Origin of the sequence: Parafannyhessea umbonata, assembly GCF_012844235.1 — a bacterium.
Taxonomy (GTDB): domain Bacteria; phylum Actinomycetota; class Coriobacteriia; order Coriobacteriales; family Atopobiaceae; genus Parafannyhessea.
The window spans coordinates 1-19,254 of record NZ_JABAGR010000008.1; the positions used below are offsets into that span (position 1 = coordinate 1).

A 19,254-nucleotide genomic window follows, 5' to 3' on the forward strand; every position below is an offset into this window, starting at 1 on the left:
AGGAAGAAGGGCGTGAAGGGAGCGAAGAGCGTTGCTGCCTAGGCTAGCCCCTTGTCACACAAACTACCGAAGCCTCATTTTTTTAGGTACGCCACCTGCGCCTCGAGCCGCCTGACCTCGCGCTCGAGCTCCTGCTCGCGGGTCATCGGCGCGGCCTTCGCGCCGGACCCCCTCGGCCTGCCCTTCGGCTTGGGCCTCAGGGCCTCGGCGCCTCCCTCGCGGTACAGCCTGCACCACTGCTTCAGCGTCGTCGCGCTCGCGATGCCGAAGCGCTCCATCGCCTCGGGCTTGGCCACTCTGTCGTCGACCACGGCCCTGGCTGCGGCGACCTTGGTCTCGAAGTCGTATCTCAAGTGCTTCTCGCCCATTTTCAGCAGGCCGTCCCTCCCAGTCGCGCGGTACGTCTTCTGCCAGCTTCTCACAGCCTCGGCGGGCACGCCAAGCCCCCTTGCGACGGATCCGTAGCCGAGGCCCCTCTCGAACATCTCGGCCGCGCGCTCGCGCAGCGACCGGTCGTGCCTCAATCTCAGGTCGACGGACATGGAAAGCCTCCCATTTCTCGGACTTCTATTTCCATGTCCAAGAAATGGGAGGCAGTTCAGTTGGTGCCATGACCGGGGCGCTGTCTATCACGTGCCTGCCGCGCGTTCGAGGGGCTTGCGCCCGAGGCGGTGCCTACAGCGCGGCGCGGTAGATCTCTACGATGTCGTCCTTCGACAGCGGGACGAAGGAGCCCTTGCAGCCATCGGCGGCCTTCTGGGCCATGACCTCGAAGTTCTTCTCGTCCGTGATGCCCACCTCGCGAAGGTTCGCCGGCATGTGCATGGTCTGCGTGAAGAACTCGCGCGTGCGGACGATGGCCTCGCGCGCGACGGCCTCATCCTCCGTGCCGGTGAGGCCCCAGACGTTGCGGCCGTACGTCGCGAAGAGGGCGACGGTGTCCGCGCTCAGCACGTGCTCCATCCACGCGGGCGTGAGGATGGCGAGGCCCTCGCCGTGAGTTATGTCATAAAACGCAGAGAGCTCGTGCTCCATGGGGTGGACGCACCACGCGGGGGAACAGCCGTCTCCCACCAGGCCGTTGATGGCGTGGCTGGCCGCCCACATGAGGTTTGCGCGCGCGTCGTAGTCGTCCGGGTGGGCAAGCGCGATGGGCCCGTAGTGGATCATGGTCTTAAGCAGGGCCTCGGCCATGCGCTTCTGCACGTAGGCGCCCTCGTCCATGCTGAAGTAGTTCTCGAACGTGTGGCTCATCATGTCCGCGGTGCCGGCAGCGGTCTGGCGCGCCGGGACGGAGAACGTGTACGTGGGGTCGAGCACGGACATGGTGGGCTTGAGGCACTCGCCGGCGGTGCCCCACTTCTCGTTTTTGGTCATATCGGATATTACGGCAAACGCATCCATTTCCGAACCCGTGGCGGAAAGGGTGAGGACCGAGAAGATCGGCAGCGCGTCCTTGATGAGCTCCGGCTTGATCACGAGATCCCACGCGTCGCCATCGTACTTTGCGCCGGCGGCGACCACCTTGGCGCAGTCGATGGTGGAGCCGCCGCCGATGGCGAGCACCATCTGGATGTCGTTCTGGTGGCAGAGCTCGACGCCGCGGCGCACGGTCTGGATGCGCGGGTTGGGCTCCACGCCGGAAAGCTCGAACACCTGGACGCCGGCATCCTTAAGGATGGAGAGCGCCTGGTCGTAGATGCCGTTGCGCTTGATGGAGCCGCCGCCGTAGCACAGGAGCGCGCGGCTGCCGTAGTTGGCGAGCTCCGCCAGGTGCGAGATCTGGCCCTTGCCAAAGTGGATGGTGGTGGGAACGTGGAACGTGAAGTTGTACATGCTGCTCCTTAGGGTCCGGCCGCGGCGCACGTCCTCGCGCCACGACGCCCGGCAGCGCGGCCGGGCTATGCCATGAACAGATTCGTTATACCCAGTTATAGAAGCAGATGTCTGCAAGATGCGCGGGCGGTGGCCTTCGCGCGACGAGCGCGGGCGCGCAGGCAAGAAACGCGGGCGCGCGGGCGAGAAACGCTGGGGTGCGGATGGGCGGCCTGCCTTTGGGCTACCTGCCCTGCGCCTGCGTTGCGGGATGCTCGTGCTCGCGGTCCTCGAACATGAGGAAGAAGGCAACAAGAAGGAACAGGCTGCTGGCCATGATCGCGTGCAGGGAGAACGCGCCCAGCAGGAAGTTGCCAAGGATCGCGCCGCAGACGAAGGTGAGGATCACGAGGTAGTACAAGAACGCTGTGCGGAGGTCGCGGCGACGGCGCTGGTGCACGTAGCTCACGAGCGCCTGCGTGCCGCTGCGCAGGTTGCCGATGCACATGGTCGTGGCGAACGGGCGGCCGTGCAGCTTGCGGAAGGCCTGCACCTGCATGCCGCAGGCAAGGGACGTGAGGCTGTTGGCGACGAGGTTGACGGAGCCCGGCATGAGCGAGACCGCGACGAGCAGGACGGCCTCCGCCGCGACGACGATCTGGCGCCAGTGCATCCCGCGACCCTTGTGGAGGCGAACCTCGTGCGCGACGGCGCATCCCGCCGCGAACCCGACGATGGGGCAGAGGTAGTGCGGCACGTTCTGCCACGCGCCGGTGGAGATGTTCACGCCCAAGAGCAGGAGGTTTCCGGTCTGCGCGTTGGCGAAGACCTTGTCGCGCCCCAGGAAGGAGTACGCGTCCATGAGACCGCCGGAGCAGGCGAGGACCATTGCGAGCCAAACGGACTCCGATGTCTGGGATGCGCGCTTCCTGAGCAGGTTCATGCTTGCTTCCTTCTGTTGGCGACGGCCGCTCGCTGGCGTTGCGCGGCGTGTCGCGACTCTTGGCAAAACAACTGATAGACGAGAGAGAAAGATACTACAGTCAAGCTGAATAAGGCGGGCGGTAGTGAAATTGTTGCGAAAGTAGCGTTGTGGCCAGTCGTAGAGAGTTGTCGTTGTACGTATGGTCGGTAGTTGCGATATCGCTACGTGCCGCCATTGTGCAGGTAGCTGCAAGTAGATTCAGCTCCCATACAAACAGTATATGGATGAAGCAAATACTTGTATTTTACCTATGGCAGCGCTGGCCCTACGATCTTGGGGACGGACGGGACGTCCGAGGTCCTCGTCAGAAAGGCAGGAAGCTATGAATCCAGACCACCTCATCATGGCAGCCTTGTTTGCGCTGCTGCTAATCTACGGCCCCAACAAGCTGCCCCAGCTGGGAAACGCGCTTGGCAAGACGGTCAAGAACGTTCGCGACGGCATGGACGGCGTCGGCGACGACGAGACCGCAATCGTACATGACTCCGCGGCGGACGCCGACAGGCAGTAGGCTAGTGCGACGGAGCGCGGAACGTGGCATAAGGTGGCCATCAAGGTGTCGCGCCCTTCTCGTTCCCACTAAGACGAAAGACTAAATCAAGGTATGTGCCCTCGGCGGGATGGTCCTGCTGGGGGCGCGTTGCCATGCTGGAGTTCGCGATTCTTGCAACGATGCTTGCCACCTCGATTGTGTTGAAGATGTTGACAACGCAACAATAGTGTCGAATCAAACCCACGCTGCTATTATGTTGACAAGTCAACAAGGGCATGCGTGCGCGCATGGTAGAATCAGGCTTGCGCACCTGGTGGAAAGTTCCGCCCGCGAGGGCCGAGCAGGGGAGAAGAGCGTGGCTAACCAGAGGTTCGAGAACTTCGTGGGCGTGATCTATGCGCTCAACAAGGAGGTCGGGCGCATCAAGACGCAGAAGATGGCGTCGCTTGGCCTGCGCGGGACCGACACCATGGTCCTGTACTACCTGGCCCATGAGGACGGGGACCTTACGGAGGCGGACCTGGCGCGCCTGATGCGACAGGACCGCGCCGCCGTGACGCGCATCGTGTCGCGGCTGGAGGCGCAGGGCCTGATCGCGCGAGGACACGCGAGCGAGGACGCCAAGGCGCGCGGGTCCAGGTACCGTGCGCCGGTGATGCTCACGGAGGCGGGCCGCAAGGCGGCGCTCGAGATGGACCAGATCATAAGCGACGTGGTGTGCGAGGCGAGCGCGGACATAGGTCCCAAGGAGCGCGAGCGCATGTACACGTGGCTGACGCAGGTGCTGGAGTCGCTCGAGCGCATCTAGGCCTCGGCGCGGCGGCGGTCCCGCAAGCGCGGGCGACGCGGGCCGAGCGGGCGCAGGCGTCGCAAAGACATCCGAAATACAACCTAAAGACAGGAAACCAGGGCGCGAAAGGAGCGGCCATGGCCACTCGCATCATCACGGACTACGCATCGGACATCGTGGACTTCCCCAACCCCAACCTCACCGTGCTGCCCATGACGGTGGCGTTTGGCGACACCGTGTACCACGACGGCGTCGACCTCACGCACGAGCGGTTCTTCGACCTGCTGGTTGAGTCCGACGAGCTTCCCACCACGGGGGCGGTGTCGCCGGGCGTGTTTTCCCAGGCGTACGACGAGGCGCGGACGGCGGGGGAGGACGTCGTGGTTGTGGCGCTCTCGTCAAAGGTCTCTGCGACGTGCCAGAGCGCGTGCCTCGCGGCGGAGGGACGAGGCGACGTGCACGTGGTCGACTCCCTCAACGCGTGCATCGGCGAGCGCGCGCTGGTGGAGTACGCGCTCATGCTGGCGGAGCGGGGCCTTCCCGCGGCGGACATCGCGGCGCAGCTTGAGCGGGCGCGCTCCCGCGTGCGCATGCTCGCCCTGCTGGACACCTTGGAGTACCTGCGTCGCGGCGGGCGCATTGGGTCTGCGGCAGCGGCGGCGGGCGCGCTGCTTGCGCTGAAGCCCGTCATCACCATGGCGAACGGCGAGGCGGAGCTGCTGGGCAAGGCGCGCGGCTCCAAGAACGCAAGAAACCTGCTGGTTGAGCTTGTGAAAGAGCATCCCATCGACTTTGCCATGCCCTTCTCGCTCGCATGCACCGCCGGCGGCGAGGCCATGCTCAAGAAGTACGTGCGCGACTCCAGCGACCTGTGGGAGGGCATCGTGGACGCGCTGCCCATCTGCAGCGTGGGCGCCACCATCGGCACGCACGTGGGTCCCGGCGCCATCGCCGTCGCGTACTTCGAGCGGGAGTAGCGCTCGGTCGGCCCTCTTGCCCGGATGTCCGCGCCGCGCCCGCAAGGGGTACATACTGGTGCAAGGCATCCCAACAAGGAGGGTCCCATGTTCTTTCTGCTTTCGAACGGCCTGACGCTGTACCTTGCGATTTTTCTGGCGCTGGCGGTTGGGCCGGCCGTGGCGCTTGTTCGCTACGTCTACAACCTGGACGCACTGGAGCGCGAGCCCGCGGGGCTCCTGCTTGCGCTCTTCTGGCGCGGGGTTGTCGCGGCGCTTGTGGCCTCCGTGCTTGAGCAGGTGGGGATGGACGCGTTTGGCCTGCTCTCCGGCTTGGGGCGGCAGGACCCGTGGTTCTTGCTCCTTTCCGACTTCGCCGTCGTCGGCGTGATAGAGGAGGCGTGCAAGTACGTGCTCATGGCGCGCGCCACGTGGTGCGACCCCAACTTTAACTGCAGGTACGACGGCGTGGTGTACGCCGTTACCACCTCGCTTGGCTTTGCCGCTGCCGAGAACGTGACGTACGGGCTCGCCTACGGGCCTGGTGTGCTGCTGGGCCGCGCCATGATGGCGATCCCGGCGCACATGGGCTTCGCCGTCGTGTTCGGCTTCCTGTACGGGGAGGCAAAGCTCCTCTCCGTCCGCGGGCACCGTATTGGCGCAGGCCTGTGCATCGCCTGCGGGTACCTGCTCTCCGTGCTGCTGCACGGGCTGTACGATTCCACCGCGACGCTCTATGGCAGCGGAGACGCTACGTTTCTGCTGGTGGTCGCAGTTATCTACCTGATCGTGTTCCCGGTTGTCCGCGCGATGGCCAGGCACGACCGCCGCTTCCTGTACTAGCGCCGCGACCGCGCTACGGCATGGCGAGCCACGTGTCGGCGTTTCTCACCTGTGCGCCGTCCGCCTCGAAGTCTCCCTCCGCGCGCTCCACCACGAAGCGCCGCTCGCGGGGGATGCCGAGCTCGTCGCCCACGCTCGAAAGGTGCCGAGAAAAGCTGGGTCTGTAGGTTTTCGAAGACTTAATCTCTGCAAGCAGGCTCCCGTCGGGGTCGGTCAGATCAATCAGGTCGACTTCAACTTTGCTCTCGTCGCGATAGAAGTAGAGATCGGGCTCCCTGCCCGCGTTGAGGTGGGCCTTCATCCTTTCCTCGATTACGAGGTTCTCGAACACCATGCCTAGATACGGGCTTTTCAGCAGCTGGTCAAGCGTTCTGATGCGCAGCAGGTAGCACAAAAGCCCCGTGTCATAGAAATAGAGCTTTGGCGTCCTGGTAAGTCTCTTGCGCAGGTTGGAATGATAAGGCCTCAGCCGAAACACGATGTAGCTCGATTCGAGCATTGACAGCCAGGAGCGTACTGATTCCCTCGAGACTCCGGCATCACTCGCCAGCCTGGTTTCGTTGAGCAGGCTTCCGGCGCGTTGGGCACACAGCTCCAGCAGGGTCCTGTAGGAGGAAAGGTCCCTCACGCCAAGGTAGCCTTGCACGTCGCGCTCCACGTACGTTCGGAGGTACGACGAGAAGAACGTGTCCTGCGGCATGTCAACGTCGTAGAGGCGCGGATATCCTCCGCGAAACATGAAGAGGTCGGTCGTCAGGTTCGCCCTTGCAGACTTCGCCTCGGAAAACGACAGGGGCAGCAGCCTCAGCATGCCGACCCGTCCAGCCAGCGATTGCGTTATCTGCTTAAGGAGAAGGAAGTTCAGCGATCCAGAGAGCACGTACTGTCCTGTCCGGTTGGTCTCGTCGGAAGCGACTTGAATCATCGAGAAGAGCTCCGGGGCTAGCTGGGCCTCGTCAATCACGAGTCGATTTGGCCTGCTCTCTATGAAGCCGACGGGATCCGCCAGGGCCTGTTGCCTGGTCTGAGGATTCTCCAGATTGACGTACTCGTAGTCGGGGAATACCTCCCGGACGAGGGTGGATTTGCCGCTCTGGCGTGGACCGGTGACCGAGACTATGGGAAACCAGGTCGATAGCTGAATGGCGTGCGAGGCCATGCTTCGTGGAATCATCAGATCTCCTCTTGTAATGCATGCCCAATTTATTGCACCTGGGATTGAATTACCGAAATTGTAAGGTAGAAAGCTCCGAGATTGTAAGGTAGGCGGGTCCACGATCGTATGGTAGCCCAGGGTTTGACCGAAAGGGTGTGGACCAGCTGCGCGGAGACCAGCTGCGCGGATCGGGCGTGGACCAAACGTGGAGCAAAAGAAAGCAGCCCAGAGACATGGCCTCTGGGCTGCGAATGTATGGTGGGCGTTAGAAGATTTGAACTTCTGACCTCTTCCGTGTCAGGGAAGCGCTCTCCCCCTGAGCTAAACGCCCGAATAGCTCGTCGCGACGCGACAAGAAAACACTCTATGGCAAACGCGCCGCGCTGGCAAGCGCGAATGCGAGCAAAACGATTTCTCCGCAATTCGCGAGGCGAGAAGTACGTGCTGAATGGGGGAGAAGTACGCGCTGCCATCCTCCGCGTCGTCTGCCCGCGGGGAGTGCCTGCGGGTTCGCGGACGTCAGAACTTCTCGGAGTTCGTGAGCTCCTCGCGCGGTGGCGTGACCTCCTTGTTGGTCCAATGCTCCAAGACGCAACCGCCCTCTGCCGCGCGGAAGATGTCTGTGGTGACCCAGTGCGCTGCGCCGTTTTGTGTAATGTCGTTCAACGTGATAGAAAGTATTTGACACGTTACATGTAATCAAATACATTACATGTATCGGACGACGACTGAGGAGGCGCCATGGACGCGCAGGATTGCCTGGACACGCTGCGACAGATCAAGGACGTGTCGTTTGCGACGGTGGACCAGGAGGGACACCCGCAGATTCGCATCATCGATGTGATGCTGGTGGAGAAGGGCAGGCTCTACTTCTGCACCTCGCGCGGGAAGGACTTCCATGCGCAGCTGCTGCGCGACCCGCACGTGGCGATCGTGGGCATGACGCACGACTTCAAGATGGTCCGCCTGGCGGGGGAGGCCCGTCGCGTGGAGGTGGCGCCGCGCACCGTGATCGACCGCATCTTTAGCAAGAACCCCTCCATGAACGACGTGTACCCCGGCGACTCGCGCTACGTGCTGGATCCGTTTGTGATTGAGACCGGCTGCGTGGAACTATTTGACCTTGGGGTGAGCCCCATCTTCAGACAGACGTTCTCGCTGGGAGGCGCGCCCGTGCACGTGCAGGGCTTCAAGATCACGGACGCGTGCATTGGCTGTGGCACGTGCGCGCGCACGTGCCCGCAGCAGTGCATAGCGGCGGGCAGCCCGTTTGTTATAGACCAGGCGCACTGCCTGCACTGCGGGCTATGCTTCGAGTCGTGCCCGGTCAAGGCGATCGTGAGGAGGGCATAGTCCATGCTTGTGCAGATGCTCGACCTTCTCGCCACAAGGCGGGACTTCTTCCTGGGACTGCTGCTAGAGCACGTACAGATATCTCTGGTGTCCATCGCCATCGCCATCGTGGTGGGCGGCATCGCGGGCATCCTCATAAGCGAGTTCCAGCGCGCGGCAAAGCCGACGCTTGCCGTGGTGAACTTTCTGTACACCATACCCTCCATCAGCATGCTCGGCTTTCTCATCCCGTTTTCCGGCGTGGGAGACGCCACCGCCGTAATCGCGCTCACCATATACGCGCTGCTCCCCATGGTGCGTGCCACGCACACGGGCATCACGAACGTCGAACCCGCCATTCTGGAGGCGGCGCGCGGCATGGGTGGTACCCGCATGCAGACGCTGCTGCGCGTGAGGCTGCCGCTGGCGCTGCCCGTGATCATGAGCGGCATCCGCAACATGGTTGTCATGACCATCGCGCTCGCCGGCATCGCGTCGTTCATTGGCGCGGGTGGCCTGGGCGTGGCCATCTACCGCGGCATCACCACCAACAACGCCGCCATGACCATGGCGGGGAGCCTCCTGATCGCGGTGCTGGCCCTTGTGGTGGACTTCGTGCTGGGGTTTGTGGAGAAGCGCATGGGCATGCGCTCGAAGGCGGCAAAGAGGACCAACTGCCGGCTTGCCGTGGGCGCCCTGGTGGCGTGCGGCGTCGCCGCGGCGTGCGCCGTGGTGCCGGGCATGGTTGCCGCCGCGCCCGCGACCATCAACGTGGCGACGAAGCCCATGACGGAGCAGTACATCATGGGCAACATGCTGAAGGACCTGATAGAGCAGGACACCAACCTCAAGGTGAAGGTGACGCAGGGCGTGGGCGGCGGCACCTCGAACATCGAGCCCGCCATGGAGTCCGGCGACTTCGACCTGTACCCCGAGTACACCGGCACGGGCTGGGCCATGGTGCTCAAGAAGGGCGGCACGTACTCAGAGGACGAGTTTGGCCAGCTCAAGGCGGGGTACCGCAAGAAGGGCCTCAGCTGGGTGGGCATGTACGGCTTTGGCAACACGTACGGCATCGCCGTCAGGAGCGACGTTGCCAAGCGCTACGGCATCAAGACGTACTCCGACCTCGCGAAGGTGGCGGACCGGCTGAAGCTGGGCGCGGAGGCGGACTTCTTCGAGCGCGCGGACGGCTACGACGCGCTGTGCAAGGCGTACGGCATGCGCTTTGGCTCCACGATGCAGCTGGACATCGGCCTGAAGTACGACGCGCTGGAGCAGGGGAGCGTGGACGCGCTCATCATCTTCACGACGGATGGCAAGCTGAGTCACGCGAGCGCGACGGTGCTGAAGGACGACAAGGGCTTCTTCCCCTCGTACGAGTGCGGTAACGTCGTGCGCACGAAGGTGCTCGAGCAGCACCCTGAGCTGCGCGCGGTGCTGAAGAAGCTGGACGGCACCATAACGGAGAGCGACATGGCGCGCATGAACTACCAGGTGGAGGAGAAGGGCAAGGACCCCGAGGACGTTGCCCGGGAGTACCTGCGTGCGAAGGGACTGCTGAAATGAGCGAGACCACAGACATCGCCATCGAGTATCGCGACGTCACGAAGGCCTACGGCGAGAAGACCGTGCTTTCCCACTTTGACCTTCGCGTGCAAAAGGGGGAGTTCCTCACGATCGTGGGGTCTTCCGGCTGCGGCAAGACGACGGCGCTGAAGATGGTGAACCGGCTGATAGAGCCCACCTCCGGCGACGTGCTGGTGGGCGGCCGCAACGTGCGCGACGTGGACGCGATAGAGCTGCGTCGCAGCATTGGATACGCCATCCAGGGCAGCGTGCTCTTTCCCCACATGACCGTGGAGGAAAACGTGTCGTACGTGCCGAACCTGCTCAACCGGCGCGACCGCGCGCGCACGGAGCGGGCCGTCAGCAAGTGGATGGACATCGTGGGACTTCCGCAGGACATGCTGGATCGCTATCCCGCGGAGCTTTCCGGCGGGCAGCAACAGCGCGTGGGCATAGCGCGCGCACTTGCGGCCTCCCCGGACACCCTGCTGATGGACGAGCCGTTTGGCGCCGTGGACGAGATAACCCGCGGCCAGCTGCAGACGGAGATCGCGCGCATCCACCGCGAGTGCGGCATCACCATCATGTTTGTGACGCACGACATTGGCGAGGCCTTGCGCCTGGGCACGCGGGTGCTGGTGTTGGACGCAGGGCGGATTCAGCAGTATGGTACGCCGCAGGAGATACTGGCCCGGCCGGCGACGGAGTTTGTCGAGCGCCTGGTGGCGCGCCAGCGGCACGCATGCGACCTTTCCGACGAGCGGCTGTGCGCATGCGAGCACAGCGGTGCCGCGCGCGCGGAGGCGGCGCTTCTCGCCCAGGGGGCAGACAAAGGAGAATGACATGCAGATAACCAGCAGACTCACCATGGCCGCACACATGGTGTGCGCAATCGACTACTTTGGCGACAAGCTTCCCGTGACGAGCACGTTTCTGGCGGGGAGCCTTGGCACGAGCCCGGTCATGGTGCGCACGATCATGGGCATGCTCAAGCAGGCGGGCATCATCAGCTCGAGCAAGGGGAAGTCGGGCATCACGCTGGCGCGCCCGCTTGAGGACATCTCGTTGCTGGACCTGTGGCGCGCCGTGGACCAGACGGAGGCGAAGTCCCTCTTTCACTTTCATGAGGCCCCGTGCCCGCAGTGCCCCGTGGGCGGAAACATCCACGCCGCGCTGGACGGCCACCTCGAAGCCGCGCAGCGTGCGCTGGAAGACCAGCTTGCCGCGGTCTCGTTGGAGGAGGTCGAGGCAGAGGTGCGCCGCCGAGCGGACGCGGGCGCGGCGCGGCAAGGGGCGTAGCGCCGCCGCGGGCGCGACACCGAGCGCGGGCGTGGTCCTTCTCGCCCGGCGCGGCGCGTGTCGATTCTGTGGCACGGCGCGCCGTGGATGCTATGGTTGAGCGTGCGTGTAGCGCAAAGCCGTCGCGGTCGGGTGCCCCACAACGCCATCCTCCGCGACAACAGGGTGTAGTTGGCAAAGCGTGCGGTTGCCCACGGGCGGCCGCACGCTTTTTGTGTCGCGGCAGGTCTGTGGAGGAAAGGGGAGAAGAGCATGCCACAAAACAAGAAGCAGGGACTCATCTTTGGGATTCTGATGTCCGTCACGATGGCCTACGGCATGGAGGTCTACAACGTCGCGTGGAAGATGGGCATCCCCACCATGCTGGGCGGGTTCTCTAACATGACGAACGACGTGTTCCTGGGGGCGCTCGTCGAGGCGTCGTACATGTGGCTGTTCGTGCTGCTGTTCTCGAACCTGTGGGGCACGCGCGGCGGGGCGGCTCTGGCGCGCCGCGTGGTCGATCCCAAGCGGGACGGCGCCCTCGTGCAGGGCGTCGCGCGGTCGTGCTGCACCGTGCTCGTGATGTGTCCCACCATGAGCCTTGTGGCCGCCATCCTGTTCAACGTGGTGCTTGGCGGCATGCCCGTAGCGCAGCTGCCGGCGATCTGGGTGGGCACGCTCATAAAGAACTTTCCGATGGCGCTCCTGTGGAACCTCTTTGCGGCGGGTCCCGTGTCGCGCTTCGTGTTTGCCAAGTGCTTCTCGCACGTGGGCGAGCCCGCGACGGCGCCGGGTGCCGTGCAAGAGGAGCGTGACTAGATGCGACTGTAAGTACGTGCGGGCGAGAAGGGCCTCGCTCTTGCCCGCGCCCTCGCTACCAGGCCGCGAACCTCACGTTCTCCAGGGACCAGTGCACGTCGCGCACGTAGTCCTGCAGCGCGGCGCCGTCGCCCGCGCGGAAGAGCCCCAGCATGTGGCGGTGCTCCTCGTTCGCGGCGCGCATGTTGTCCAGGGCCTGTGCGTCGTCGCGCGCATACGATCGCGACGACAGCTGACCCATGAGCTCGGACAGGGCCCTCTGCAGGCGGGCGTTGCCGCAGCGGTCTATGTAGCGCTGGTGAAACTCGCGCTGCAGGTTGTAGTAGCGCTCCGTGAGCCCGCCTGCGATGGCCAGCTCCATGGACTCGCACAGGAAGTCCATGTTCGCGAGGTCGTCCTCCGTCATGTGCGGCGCGGCCAACAGCGCGGCGCGCCCGTCAAGGGGGCCCAGCATCTCGAACACCTCGCGCGCGCTCTGCTCGTCAAAGCTCCGCACGCGGAACCCGCGGCGCGGTACACCCTCCAGGTAGCCGTCGGCCTCAAGCTGGATGAGCGCCTCTCGCACCGGCGTGCGGCTCACGCCCATGGCCTCGCTCACGGCAAGCTCGCCGACCTTCTCGCCCTGCGCAAGCTCCCCGCGCTCGATCTGTGCCCTCAGCTCTTGGTACACGCGCTGCTTAAGCGGCGCCAAGACGTGTCCCGCCATGGAACCTCCCCTCCGTTTTGAACGATTGTATACATGTACAGGTGTGCATGCAATGGATGCGGCAGATGCAAAGGGCCTTGCAAAACCGCTTGTTACAGCCACATTACCGCTTGCAAAACAGTGCAACCCGTCCCGCGAGTCCGCTTGACCATTCATGCATACATTTTGTATACATAAGGCATCGGCACGCGAGCAGCGCAAGAGCGAAAGGATGCCCCATGGCAAGCAACTTCACCCACGCAATCGTCAGGCGCCCGTCGCATTCCGTGATCGACGGCATCGCGGACTTCACCAACAAGGGCAAGCCCGTGTACCAGAAGGCCATGGAGCAGCACGAGCAGTACGTCGAGGCGCTTAGGCAGGCCGGCCTCGAGGTCACGGTGCTGCCCGCGCTCGAGGACTACCCGGACTCCGTCTTCGTGGAGGACACCGCGGTCATCACGCCGAGCGGCGCCATATCAGACCGCCCGGGCGCGCCCACCCGCCGCGAGGAGGCGGCGCTCATGCTGCCCACGCTGCACGAGTTCTTCTCGAGCGACCAGATCAAGGTCATGACCGAGCCCGCGACCCTCGAGGGCGGCGACGTCATGATGGTGGGCGACCACTACTACGTGGGCCGCTCGCGCCGCACCAACGACGAGGGCTTCCGCCAGTTTTCCGGCTTCCTTGCGGAGTGGGGCTACACCGCCGAGCAGGTCCCCGTGGAGCACATTCTGCACCTCAAGACGGGCGGCACGTACGTGGAGGACGGAAACCTGCTGGTCAGCGGCGAGTTCAAGACGAAGCCGGCCTACCGGCGCGGGCAGTTCAACATCTTCGAGGTGCCGGACGAGGAGGCGTACGGCGCGGACTGCGTGCGCATCAACGACTACGTGGTGATGGCGAAGGGGTATCCGCGCGTGAGGGCGCAGCTCGAGGCCTGGGGCTACAAGATCATCGAGGTCGAGATGACGGAGTTCGAGAAGATCGACGGCTCCAGCACGTGCCTGTCGCTGCGCTGGTAGCTAAGATTCGCCCCAGGGGAGAGGAGCGGCTTCCTTTGCGGGTGGGTTACCATGTGCGGCCTCCCAGATTCGCGTCGAAACTTTTTATAACGAACGCTTGTTCGAATACGCTCCATCCGCTACAATCGTCACAAGGACGATGTCGCGGATTGGTGGCTGGGTATGGTTGCACGCGTTCCGGAGGAAATCGAGGTCTACGGTGCCAGGGTGCATAACCTGCGCTCGGTCAACGTAAGGGTCCCGCTCCACAAGATCGTGGGGATTGCCGGGGTGTCGGGCTCGGGCAAGAGCTCGCTTGCGCTGGGGGTGCTCTACGCGGAGGGGTCACGCCGCTACCTCGAGGCGCTCTCAACCTACACGCGCCGCCGCCTTACGCAGGCGGCACGTGCGGACGTCGACATCGTCAAATACGTGCCGGCGGCGCTGGCGCTGCACCAGCGGCCGCCCGTGCCGGGGGTGAGGTCCACCTTCGGGACCATGACGGAGGTCCTGAACTCGCTTCGCCTGCTCTTCTCGCGCGTTGGCTCCTACACCTGCCCAAACGGCCACAGGGTGCCGCCGTCGATGAACGTCGCGCTCGAGAAGCCCATGGTCTGTCCCGTCTGCGGCGAATCGTTCTACGGGCAGGGGGCGGAGGACCTCGCCTTCAACAGCAACGGTGCCTGCCCCACGTGCGGAGGCACCGGCGTCATGCGCGTGGTGGACGAGTCGACGCTCGTGCCCGACGAGTCGAAGACGATAGACGAGGGCGCCGTTGCCCCGTGGGGGACGCTCATGTGGTCGCTCATGAAGGACGTCTGCCGTGAGATGGGGGTGCGCACCAACGTGCCCTTCTGCGAGCTCACGCCTCGGGAGCGCGAGATCGTGTTTCACGGTCCGGCGGAGAAGCGTCACGTGGTCGTGCCGATGAAGAGCTCCGACACCGCCACGGAGCTCGACTTCACGTACTACTCCGCGACGCGCTCCGTTGAGAACGCACTTGCGAAGGCGAAGACCGACAGCGCCTACCAGCGCATCGCCCGGTTCCTTAAGGAGGAGCCATGTCCCGACTGTCACGGGACGCGGCTTTCCGCAAAGGCACGTGACCCACAGGTGCTTGGCATCAACCTTGCAGAGGTAACCGAGAAGACCCTGGACGAGCTTGCCGCATGGCTTCCGCAGGTAGAGCCAAGCCTCCCCGAGGAGGTGAGGCCGATGGCTCACACGGTGATAGCGACGCTGGACGAGCCCATCGCGCGCCTGCGGGAGCTGGGGCTTGGGTACCTCTCGCTCGACCGCGCGGGAAGTACGCTCTCCACGGGCGAGCGGCAGAGGGTGCAGCTGGCGCGTGCCGTGCGCAATCGCACGACCGGCGTTTTGTACGTGCTGGACGAGCCATCGATTGGTCTGCACCCCGCGAACGTGGAGGGGCTGCTTGGCGTGATGGATGACCTCCTTTCGGACGGCAACTCGGTGGTCGTGGTGGACCATGACGTTAGCGTGCTGAGGCATGCGGACCACCTGATCGAGGTCGGGCCGGGGTCCGGCGCCGACGGAGGGCGGATCGTGGCGCAGGGGAGCGTCGCCGAGGTCGAGGGAAGCCCCTCGTCGCGCATCGCCCCCTATCTGCTGGCAAAGGAGCCCAAGCGCCTGCGTGCTGTCCGCCCGGAGGGGGAGCTCTTCTCGCAGGGCGCGATAGCGATGGAGACCAAGGCGGTCCACACCGTGCACCCGCTCTCCATCCGGATTCCCCGGGGCGCGCTCACGGTCGTGACGGGAGTCTCGGGCTCGGGCAAGACCACCATGGTGCTGGAGTGCCTGGTTCCGGCCCTGGTCGCCCGCTCGAAGGGGCAGCGGCTGCCACGGCAGGTCGAATCCCTGGACGCAGACGGCATCCAGAGGGTGCACCTGATCGACTCCACGCCAATCGGCGCCAACGTGCGCTCCACCGTCGCCACGTACTCCGGCGTGATGGACGAGCTCCGCCGTGCGTTTGCGCAGTCTGCGGGCGCGAAGGTGCGCGGACTGAGGGCAGGGGACTTCTCGTACAACACGGGGTCGCTGCGTTGCCCGACGTGCGACGGAACGGGAACCATATCGCTTGACGTGCAGTTTTTGCCAGACGTCGAGGTGACGTGCCCGGACTGCCACGGATCGCGCTTCTCTGGCGTCGCGTGGCAGGTGAGAAGGGCGCTCGCGCGCGCCCGCAAGGACGCCCCCGCCCCCCGCGAGCACAGCCTGCCCGAGCTCATGGCGATGACCGTCGACGAGGCGCTCGGCTGCGTGGAGTCGCTCAAGAAGGTGCGCGGGAAGCTCGGCGTGCTGCACGACCTTGGGCTTGGCTACCTGACGCTTGGCGAGGCGACGCCGGCGCTCTCCGGGGGCGAGGCGCAGCGCCTGAAGCTTGCGGGGGAGATGGGCCGCGACCAGACCGATGCGCTCTTTGTGTTTGACGAGCCCACGATCGGCCTTCACCCCCACGACGTGGAAGTGCTCGAGGGGGTGCTCGACACGCTTGTGTCGCATGGGGCGACCGTCGTGGTGATCGAGCACGACCTGGACATGATTGCGAACGCGGACTGGATGATCGACATGGGGCCTGGCGGAGGAGAGGCGGGAGGCAAGATCGTGTATGCGGGGACGCCTTCCGGGGCGAAGGGGTGCGCGCGCTCCATTACGGGCCGATACCTCTGACGGGCTGGGGCAATGGATCGGGGTATGCCGTGCTACATTGGCAAGCAATGGGTACGTTGGAGGGGGAGCAATGGCGTCATTGGACGAGAAGTGCCAGAGTCCCGAGGTGGAGGACGAGCTGCGCAGGCTGAGGGTGTTCGACCTGCACTGCGACACGCTGGACTCGCTGTGCATGAGGGACGTCGAGCCCTTTGCGACGCAGCTTGCGAACACGCTGGGCGGAGACATGGTCGAAAACGACCTTGCGCTTGCGGCGGGACGCATGGCGAAGGCGGCGCCCGGGGGATGGACGCAATGCTATGCCGTGTGGGTGCCGGACGACCTCTCGCACACGCCGTTCACGCCGCTGGAGTTCTATCGCCACGTGAGGGACTACTTCAAGCGGCAGACAGCCACGAACTCGTGCAGCCTCGCGCGTACTGAGGACGCCCGCAGCGCGCAGGCGGCCCATGCGTGGGGGAGCGTCGCCGCGATGCTCACGGTAGAGAACGGGTCTCTCATCGGGCGCGACCTTGCCGTGGTGGACGAGCTCGCGGCGGATGGCGTGAAGATGCTGACGCTCACGTGGAACGGGAAGAACGACATCGCGTCCGGCAACGACACGGCTGATGGCATGTCCGACTTCGGCCGCGAGGTCGTGCGCGCGCTGGAGGACCGCCGCATCGTGGTGGACGTGAGCCACCTGAACGATGCGGGCTTCGCGGACCTGCTGCGCGTGGCGACGCGACCGTTCGTGGCGTCGCACTCCAACAGCCGCGCCGTGTGCCCGCACCCGCGCAACCTGACGGACGCCCAGTTTGGCGAGATCCGCGACCGCGGCGGCCTTGTGGGCATCAACTACTACCGCGCGTTCGTCGCGGACGAACCTGCGGGCAAGGACGTGACGTTCGACCAGCTCAGCAGGCATATCGACCACTTCCTCTCCCTCGGGGGCGAGAAGGTCCTCGCCCTGGGCAGCGACTTCGACGGGTCGGACACCCCCGCCTGGCTCGCACGCTGCGACGACGTGCCCGCGCTCTTCTCGCGCGTCGCGTCGCGCTTTGGGCTGGACCTCGCGCGGCGCATGTTCTGCCAGAACGCGCAGGAGTTCTTCGAGCGCAACGAGACGCGGTAGCGAGACGCCTCCTGTGCCGGTCGCACGCGGCGGCGCCCGTCGTCCCGCGGGCGGCGTGGGTTGCGCCGCCTGTCGGACGGTGCTGGACGTCCCCTCCCATAAATGCTATTGATGTAGTAGCAATTATGGCGACAGTCGGGACGGCCGTGGGTCACATCCTGGGGTCGCCTACGTCTTGGCGGCGTCGGCCACTGCCGCGCCAACGGAGGGAGACCACCACCATGAGCAGGATCGTTATCGTCGGCGCAAACCACGCGGGCACCGCTGCGGCAAACACCATTCTGGACAACTACCCGGAAAACGAGGTCGTGATCTTCGACCAGAACAGCAACATCAGCTTCCTGGGATGCGGCATGGCGCTGTGGATCGGCGGGCAGATCTCCAAGCCGGACGGACTGTTCTACCAGACGAAGGAGGGCTTCGAGGCGAAGGGCGCGACCGTCCACATGGAGACCCGCGTGGAGTCGATCGACTACTACGCCCACGTGGTGCATGCGGTCGCGGCGGACGGCACCGCCATCGACCAGCCGTACGACAAGCTGATACTGGCCACCGGCTCCGAGCCCATCATCCCACCCGTCGAGGGGATGGACCTCCAGAACATCCAGCGCGTCAAGCTCTTCCAGCAGGCGGAGGAGGTCGTCCACAAGCTTAAGGACCCTGCGATCCGTCGCGTCGCGGTGGTGGGTGCCGGCTACATTGGTGTGGAGCTTGCGGAGGCCTTCCGGCGCAACGGCCGCGACGTGACGCTCATCGACATGGCTGACACCTGCGTGGCAGGAAACTTTGACCCGGAGTTCAGCGCGCTCATGGAGAAGAACCTGGCGGACCATGGGATCGGACTCGCCTTCGGCGAGCGCGTGCTGCGTTACGAGGGCGAGGGTGGCAAGGTCACGCGCGTAGTGACGGACAAGGGTACGCACGAGACCGACATGGTATGCGTCTGCATTGGCTTCAAGCCGAACACGGAGATGTTCCGCTACGTTGGCTTCGAGATGATGAAGAACGGTGCGCTGCTTGTGGACCACCACCAGGAGACGTCCAAGCCGGGCGTCTACGCCGCGGGTGACTGCTCCAGCTGCTTCTATAACGCGGCCGACGGCGAGCCGGCGTACATCGCGCTTGCGACGAACGCGGTGCGCTCCGGCATCGTGGCAGCACACAACGCGTGCGGCACGGCGGTCGACGGCATCGGCGTGCAGGGCTCCTCTGGCATCTGCATCTACGACCTGAAGATGGTGGCGACCGGACTTACCCAGAAGAAGGCGCTTGCCGCCGGCTACGACGCGCGCGTGAGCGACTTTGCGCAGGTGCAGAAGGCGACGTTTGTAGAAACGCCGAACCCCGAGGTCAAGGTACGCATCGTGTACGACGGCACCACGCGCAAGGTGCTGGGCGCGCAGATGGCGTCCACCTACGACATGAGCGCGGGCATCCACATGTTCTCGCTCGCGATCCAGGAGGGGGTCACGATAGACCGCCTGGCGCTTCTCGACGTGTTCTTCCTTCCGCACTTCAACCAGCCGTACAACTACTACACGATGGCCGCGTACAACGCGATGCTGGGGAAGTAGGCTAGGCGCGTCTGCGTGAAAACGCCGTGACGGCGGTTGCGGATAGGCAAATCGAGCGGGAGGCCGGCATGTTGCCCGGCCTCCCGTCTTGTTGTCGTGCTACCTGCGACGCACATCGGTAGGTGATGGAAACTCACCCTGCCA

18 protein-coding genes and 1 tRNA gene are annotated in these 19,254 nt (G+C 64.7%); 13 read left to right on the forward strand and 6 right to left on the reverse strand.

Annotated elements, in window-relative coordinates; all coding sequences use genetic code 11:
- Nucleotides 1–74: 74 nt before the first annotated feature.
- From HF885_RS08210 to HF885_RS08220, 3 genes are all read right to left on the reverse strand, one after another.
- Entirely contained in the window at nt 75–542 is a 468-nt protein-coding gene (locus HF885_RS08210) for a helix-turn-helix domain-containing protein (RefSeq protein ID WP_170104459.1), read from the reverse strand.
- Nucleotides 543–675: 133 nt separating this feature from the next.
- Entirely contained in the window at nt 676–1,836 is a 1,161-nt protein-coding gene (locus HF885_RS08215) for an iron-containing alcohol dehydrogenase (protein ID WP_170104460.1), read from the reverse strand.
- Nucleotides 1,837–2,059: 223 nt separating this feature from the next.
- Nucleotides 2,060–2,758 carry a YoaK family protein gene (locus tag HF885_RS08220; protein WP_170104461.1) on the reverse strand — a complete coding sequence of 233 codons (699 nt, stop codon included), beginning with the start codon at nt 2,756–2,758 and terminating at the stop codon, nt 2,060–2,062.
- A gap of 364 nt (nt 2,759–3,122) precedes the next feature.
- Between HF885_RS08220 and HF885_RS08225 the strand changes: the two genes are divergently transcribed.
- From HF885_RS08225 to HF885_RS08240, 4 genes are all read left to right on the forward strand, one after another.
- The gene (locus HF885_RS08225) at nt 3,123–3,311 is read left to right on the forward strand and encodes a twin-arginine translocase TatA/TatE family subunit (protein WP_170104462.1); all 189 of its coding nucleotides are present in this window, start codon (nt 3,123–3,125) and stop codon (nt 3,309–3,311) included.
- A gap of 337 nt (nt 3,312–3,648) precedes the next feature.
- Nucleotides 3,649–4,101: a MarR family winged helix-turn-helix transcriptional regulator gene (locus HF885_RS08230; RefSeq protein ID WP_170104463.1), complete on the forward strand. Its 453-nt coding sequence runs from the start codon at nt 3,649–3,651 to the stop codon at nt 4,099–4,101.
- A 119-nt stretch (nt 4,102–4,220) separates the two neighbouring features.
- The gene (locus HF885_RS08235; protein WP_170104464.1) at nt 4,221–5,060 is read left to right on the forward strand and encodes a DegV family protein; all 840 of its coding nucleotides are present in this window, start codon (nt 4,221–4,223) and stop codon (nt 5,058–5,060) included.
- Nucleotides 5,061–5,147: 87 nt separating this feature from the next.
- Nucleotides 5,148–5,882: a PrsW family intramembrane metalloprotease gene (locus HF885_RS08240; RefSeq protein ID WP_170104465.1), complete on the forward strand. Its 735-nt coding sequence runs from the start codon at nt 5,148–5,150 to the stop codon at nt 5,880–5,882.
- A gap of 13 nt (nt 5,883–5,895) precedes the next feature.
- Here HF885_RS08240 and HF885_RS08245 read toward each other — a convergent pair whose 3' ends face one another.
- Nucleotides 5,896–7,056 (reverse strand): ATP-binding protein, encoded by a 1,161-nt coding sequence (locus tag HF885_RS08245; protein WP_170104466.1) that lies wholly within the window; start codon nt 7,054–7,056, stop codon nt 5,896–5,898.
- Nucleotides 7,057–7,294: 238 nt separating this feature from the next.
- A tRNA-Val gene (locus HF885_RS08250) sits at nt 7,295–7,369 on the reverse strand.
- A gap of 410 nt (nt 7,370–7,779) precedes the next feature.
- On the opposite strand from HF885_RS08250, the gene HF885_RS08260 reads away from it, so the two are divergent.
- The 5 genes from HF885_RS08260 (at nt 7,780) to HF885_RS08280 (ending at nt 12,039) form a co-directional block, all read left to right on the forward strand.
- On the forward strand, nt 7,780–8,391 hold the full coding sequence (locus HF885_RS08260) for a 4Fe-4S binding protein (RefSeq protein ID WP_170104468.1): 612 nt from the start codon (nt 7,780–7,782) through the stop codon (nt 8,389–8,391).
- 3 nt (nt 8,392–8,394) lie between these two features.
- Nucleotides 8,395–9,939 (forward strand): glycine betaine ABC transporter substrate-binding protein, encoded by a 1,545-nt coding sequence (locus tag HF885_RS08265; protein WP_170104469.1) that lies wholly within the window; start codon nt 8,395–8,397, stop codon nt 9,937–9,939.
- Nucleotides 9,936–10,781, forward strand: coding sequence for an ABC transporter ATP-binding protein (locus tag HF885_RS08270; RefSeq protein ID WP_170104470.1), 846 nt, complete (start codon nt 9,936–9,938; stop codon nt 10,779–10,781). Before HF885_RS08265 ends, HF885_RS08270 begins: the two co-directional genes overlap by 4 nt.
- A 1-nt stretch (nt 10,782) precedes the next feature.
- A complete protein-coding gene (locus HF885_RS08275; RefSeq protein WP_170104471.1) occupies nt 10,783–11,238 on the forward strand; it encodes an Rrf2 family transcriptional regulator in 456 nt (151 codons plus the stop codon).
- 252 nt (nt 11,239–11,490) lie between these two features.
- On the forward strand, nt 11,491–12,039 hold the full coding sequence (locus HF885_RS08280) for a hypothetical protein (protein ID WP_170104472.1): 549 nt from the start codon (nt 11,491–11,493) through the stop codon (nt 12,037–12,039).
- A gap of 55 nt (nt 12,040–12,094) precedes the next feature.
- On the opposite strand, the gene HF885_RS08285 is transcribed toward HF885_RS08280, so the two are convergent.
- Nucleotides 12,095–12,745, reverse strand: a complete 651-nt coding sequence (locus tag HF885_RS08285) for a GntR family transcriptional regulator (protein ID WP_170104473.1) — start codon at nt 12,743–12,745, stop codon at nt 12,095–12,097.
- Between the two features lie 218 nt (nt 12,746–12,963).
- On the opposite strand from HF885_RS08285, the gene HF885_RS08290 reads away from it, so the two are divergent.
- The 4 genes from HF885_RS08290 (at nt 12,964) to nox (ending at nt 19,110) form a co-directional block, all read left to right on the forward strand.
- Nucleotides 12,964–13,749, forward strand: coding sequence for a dimethylarginine dimethylaminohydrolase family protein (locus HF885_RS08290; RefSeq protein ID WP_170104474.1), 786 nt, complete (start codon nt 12,964–12,966; stop codon nt 13,747–13,749).
- A gap of 162 nt (nt 13,750–13,911) precedes the next feature.
- Nucleotides 13,912–16,422, forward strand: a complete 2,511-nt coding sequence (locus HF885_RS08295; protein ID WP_170104475.1) for an excinuclease ABC subunit UvrA — start codon at nt 13,912–13,914, stop codon at nt 16,420–16,422.
- Nucleotides 16,423–16,492: 70 nt separating this feature from the next.
- Nucleotides 16,493–17,536, forward strand: a complete 1,044-nt coding sequence (locus tag HF885_RS08300; protein WP_170104476.1) for a dipeptidase — start codon at nt 16,493–16,495, stop codon at nt 17,534–17,536.
- A 221-nt stretch (nt 17,537–17,757) separates the two neighbouring features.
- Nucleotides 17,758–19,110, forward strand: coding sequence for a H2O-forming NADH oxidase (gene nox, locus HF885_RS08305; RefSeq protein WP_170104477.1), 1,353 nt, complete (start codon nt 17,758–17,760; stop codon nt 19,108–19,110).
- The last annotated feature ends 144 nt before the right edge of the window (nt 19,111–19,254 follow it).

Excerpts from the sequence above, each read along its gene's own strand:
- HF885_RS08285 (WP_170104473.1), bottom strand. The coding sequence starts at position 12,745 with ATGGCGGGACACGTCTTGGCGCCGCTTAAGCAGCGCGTGTACCAAGAG.
- HF885_RS08275 (WP_170104471.1), top strand. The coding sequence starts at position 10,783 with ATGCAGATAACCAGCAGACTCACCATGGCCGCACACATGGTGTGCGCA.
- HF885_RS08300 (WP_170104476.1), top strand. The coding sequence starts at position 16,493 with ATGGCGTCATTGGACGAGAAGTGCCAGAGTCCCGAGGTGGAGGACGAG.
- HF885_RS08215 (WP_170104460.1), bottom strand. The coding sequence starts at position 1,836 with ATGTACAACTTCACGTTCCACGTTCCCACCACCATCCACTTTGGCAAG.
- HF885_RS08260 (WP_170104468.1), top strand. The coding sequence starts at position 7,780 with ATGGACGCGCAGGATTGCCTGGACACGCTGCGACAGATCAAGGACGTG.
- HF885_RS08235 (WP_170104464.1), top strand. The coding sequence starts at position 4,221 with ATGGCCACTCGCATCATCACGGACTACGCATCGGACATCGTGGACTTC.
- HF885_RS08225 (WP_170104462.1), top strand. The coding sequence starts at position 3,123 with ATGAATCCAGACCACCTCATCATGGCAGCCTTGTTTGCGCTGCTGCTA.
- HF885_RS08295 (WP_170104475.1), top strand. The coding sequence starts at position 13,912 with ATGGTTGCACGCGTTCCGGAGGAAATCGAGGTCTACGGTGCCAGGGTG.
- HF885_RS08240 (WP_170104465.1), top strand. The coding sequence starts at position 5,148 with ATGTTCTTTCTGCTTTCGAACGGCCTGACGCTGTACCTTGCGATTTTT.
- HF885_RS08245 (WP_170104466.1), bottom strand. The coding sequence starts at position 7,056 with ATGATTCCACGAAGCATGGCCTCGCACGCCATTCAGCTATCGACCTGG.
- HF885_RS08220 (WP_170104461.1), bottom strand. The coding sequence starts at position 2,758 with ATGAACCTGCTCAGGAAGCGCGCATCCCAGACATCGGAGTCCGTTTGG.
- HF885_RS08265 (WP_170104469.1), top strand. The coding sequence starts at position 8,395 with ATGCTTGTGCAGATGCTCGACCTTCTCGCCACAAGGCGGGACTTCTTC.
- HF885_RS08280 (WP_170104472.1), top strand. The coding sequence starts at position 11,491 with ATGCCACAAAACAAGAAGCAGGGACTCATCTTTGGGATTCTGATGTCC.
- nox (WP_170104477.1), top strand. The coding sequence starts at position 17,758 with ATGAGCAGGATCGTTATCGTCGGCGCAAACCACGCGGGCACCGCTGCG.
- HF885_RS08270 (WP_170104470.1), top strand. The coding sequence starts at position 9,936 with ATGAGCGAGACCACAGACATCGCCATCGAGTATCGCGACGTCACGAAG.
- HF885_RS08210 (WP_170104459.1), bottom strand. The coding sequence starts at position 542 with ATGTCCGTCGACCTGAGATTGAGGCACGACCGGTCGCTGCGCGAGCGC.
- HF885_RS08290 (WP_170104474.1), top strand. The coding sequence starts at position 12,964 with ATGGCAAGCAACTTCACCCACGCAATCGTCAGGCGCCCGTCGCATTCC.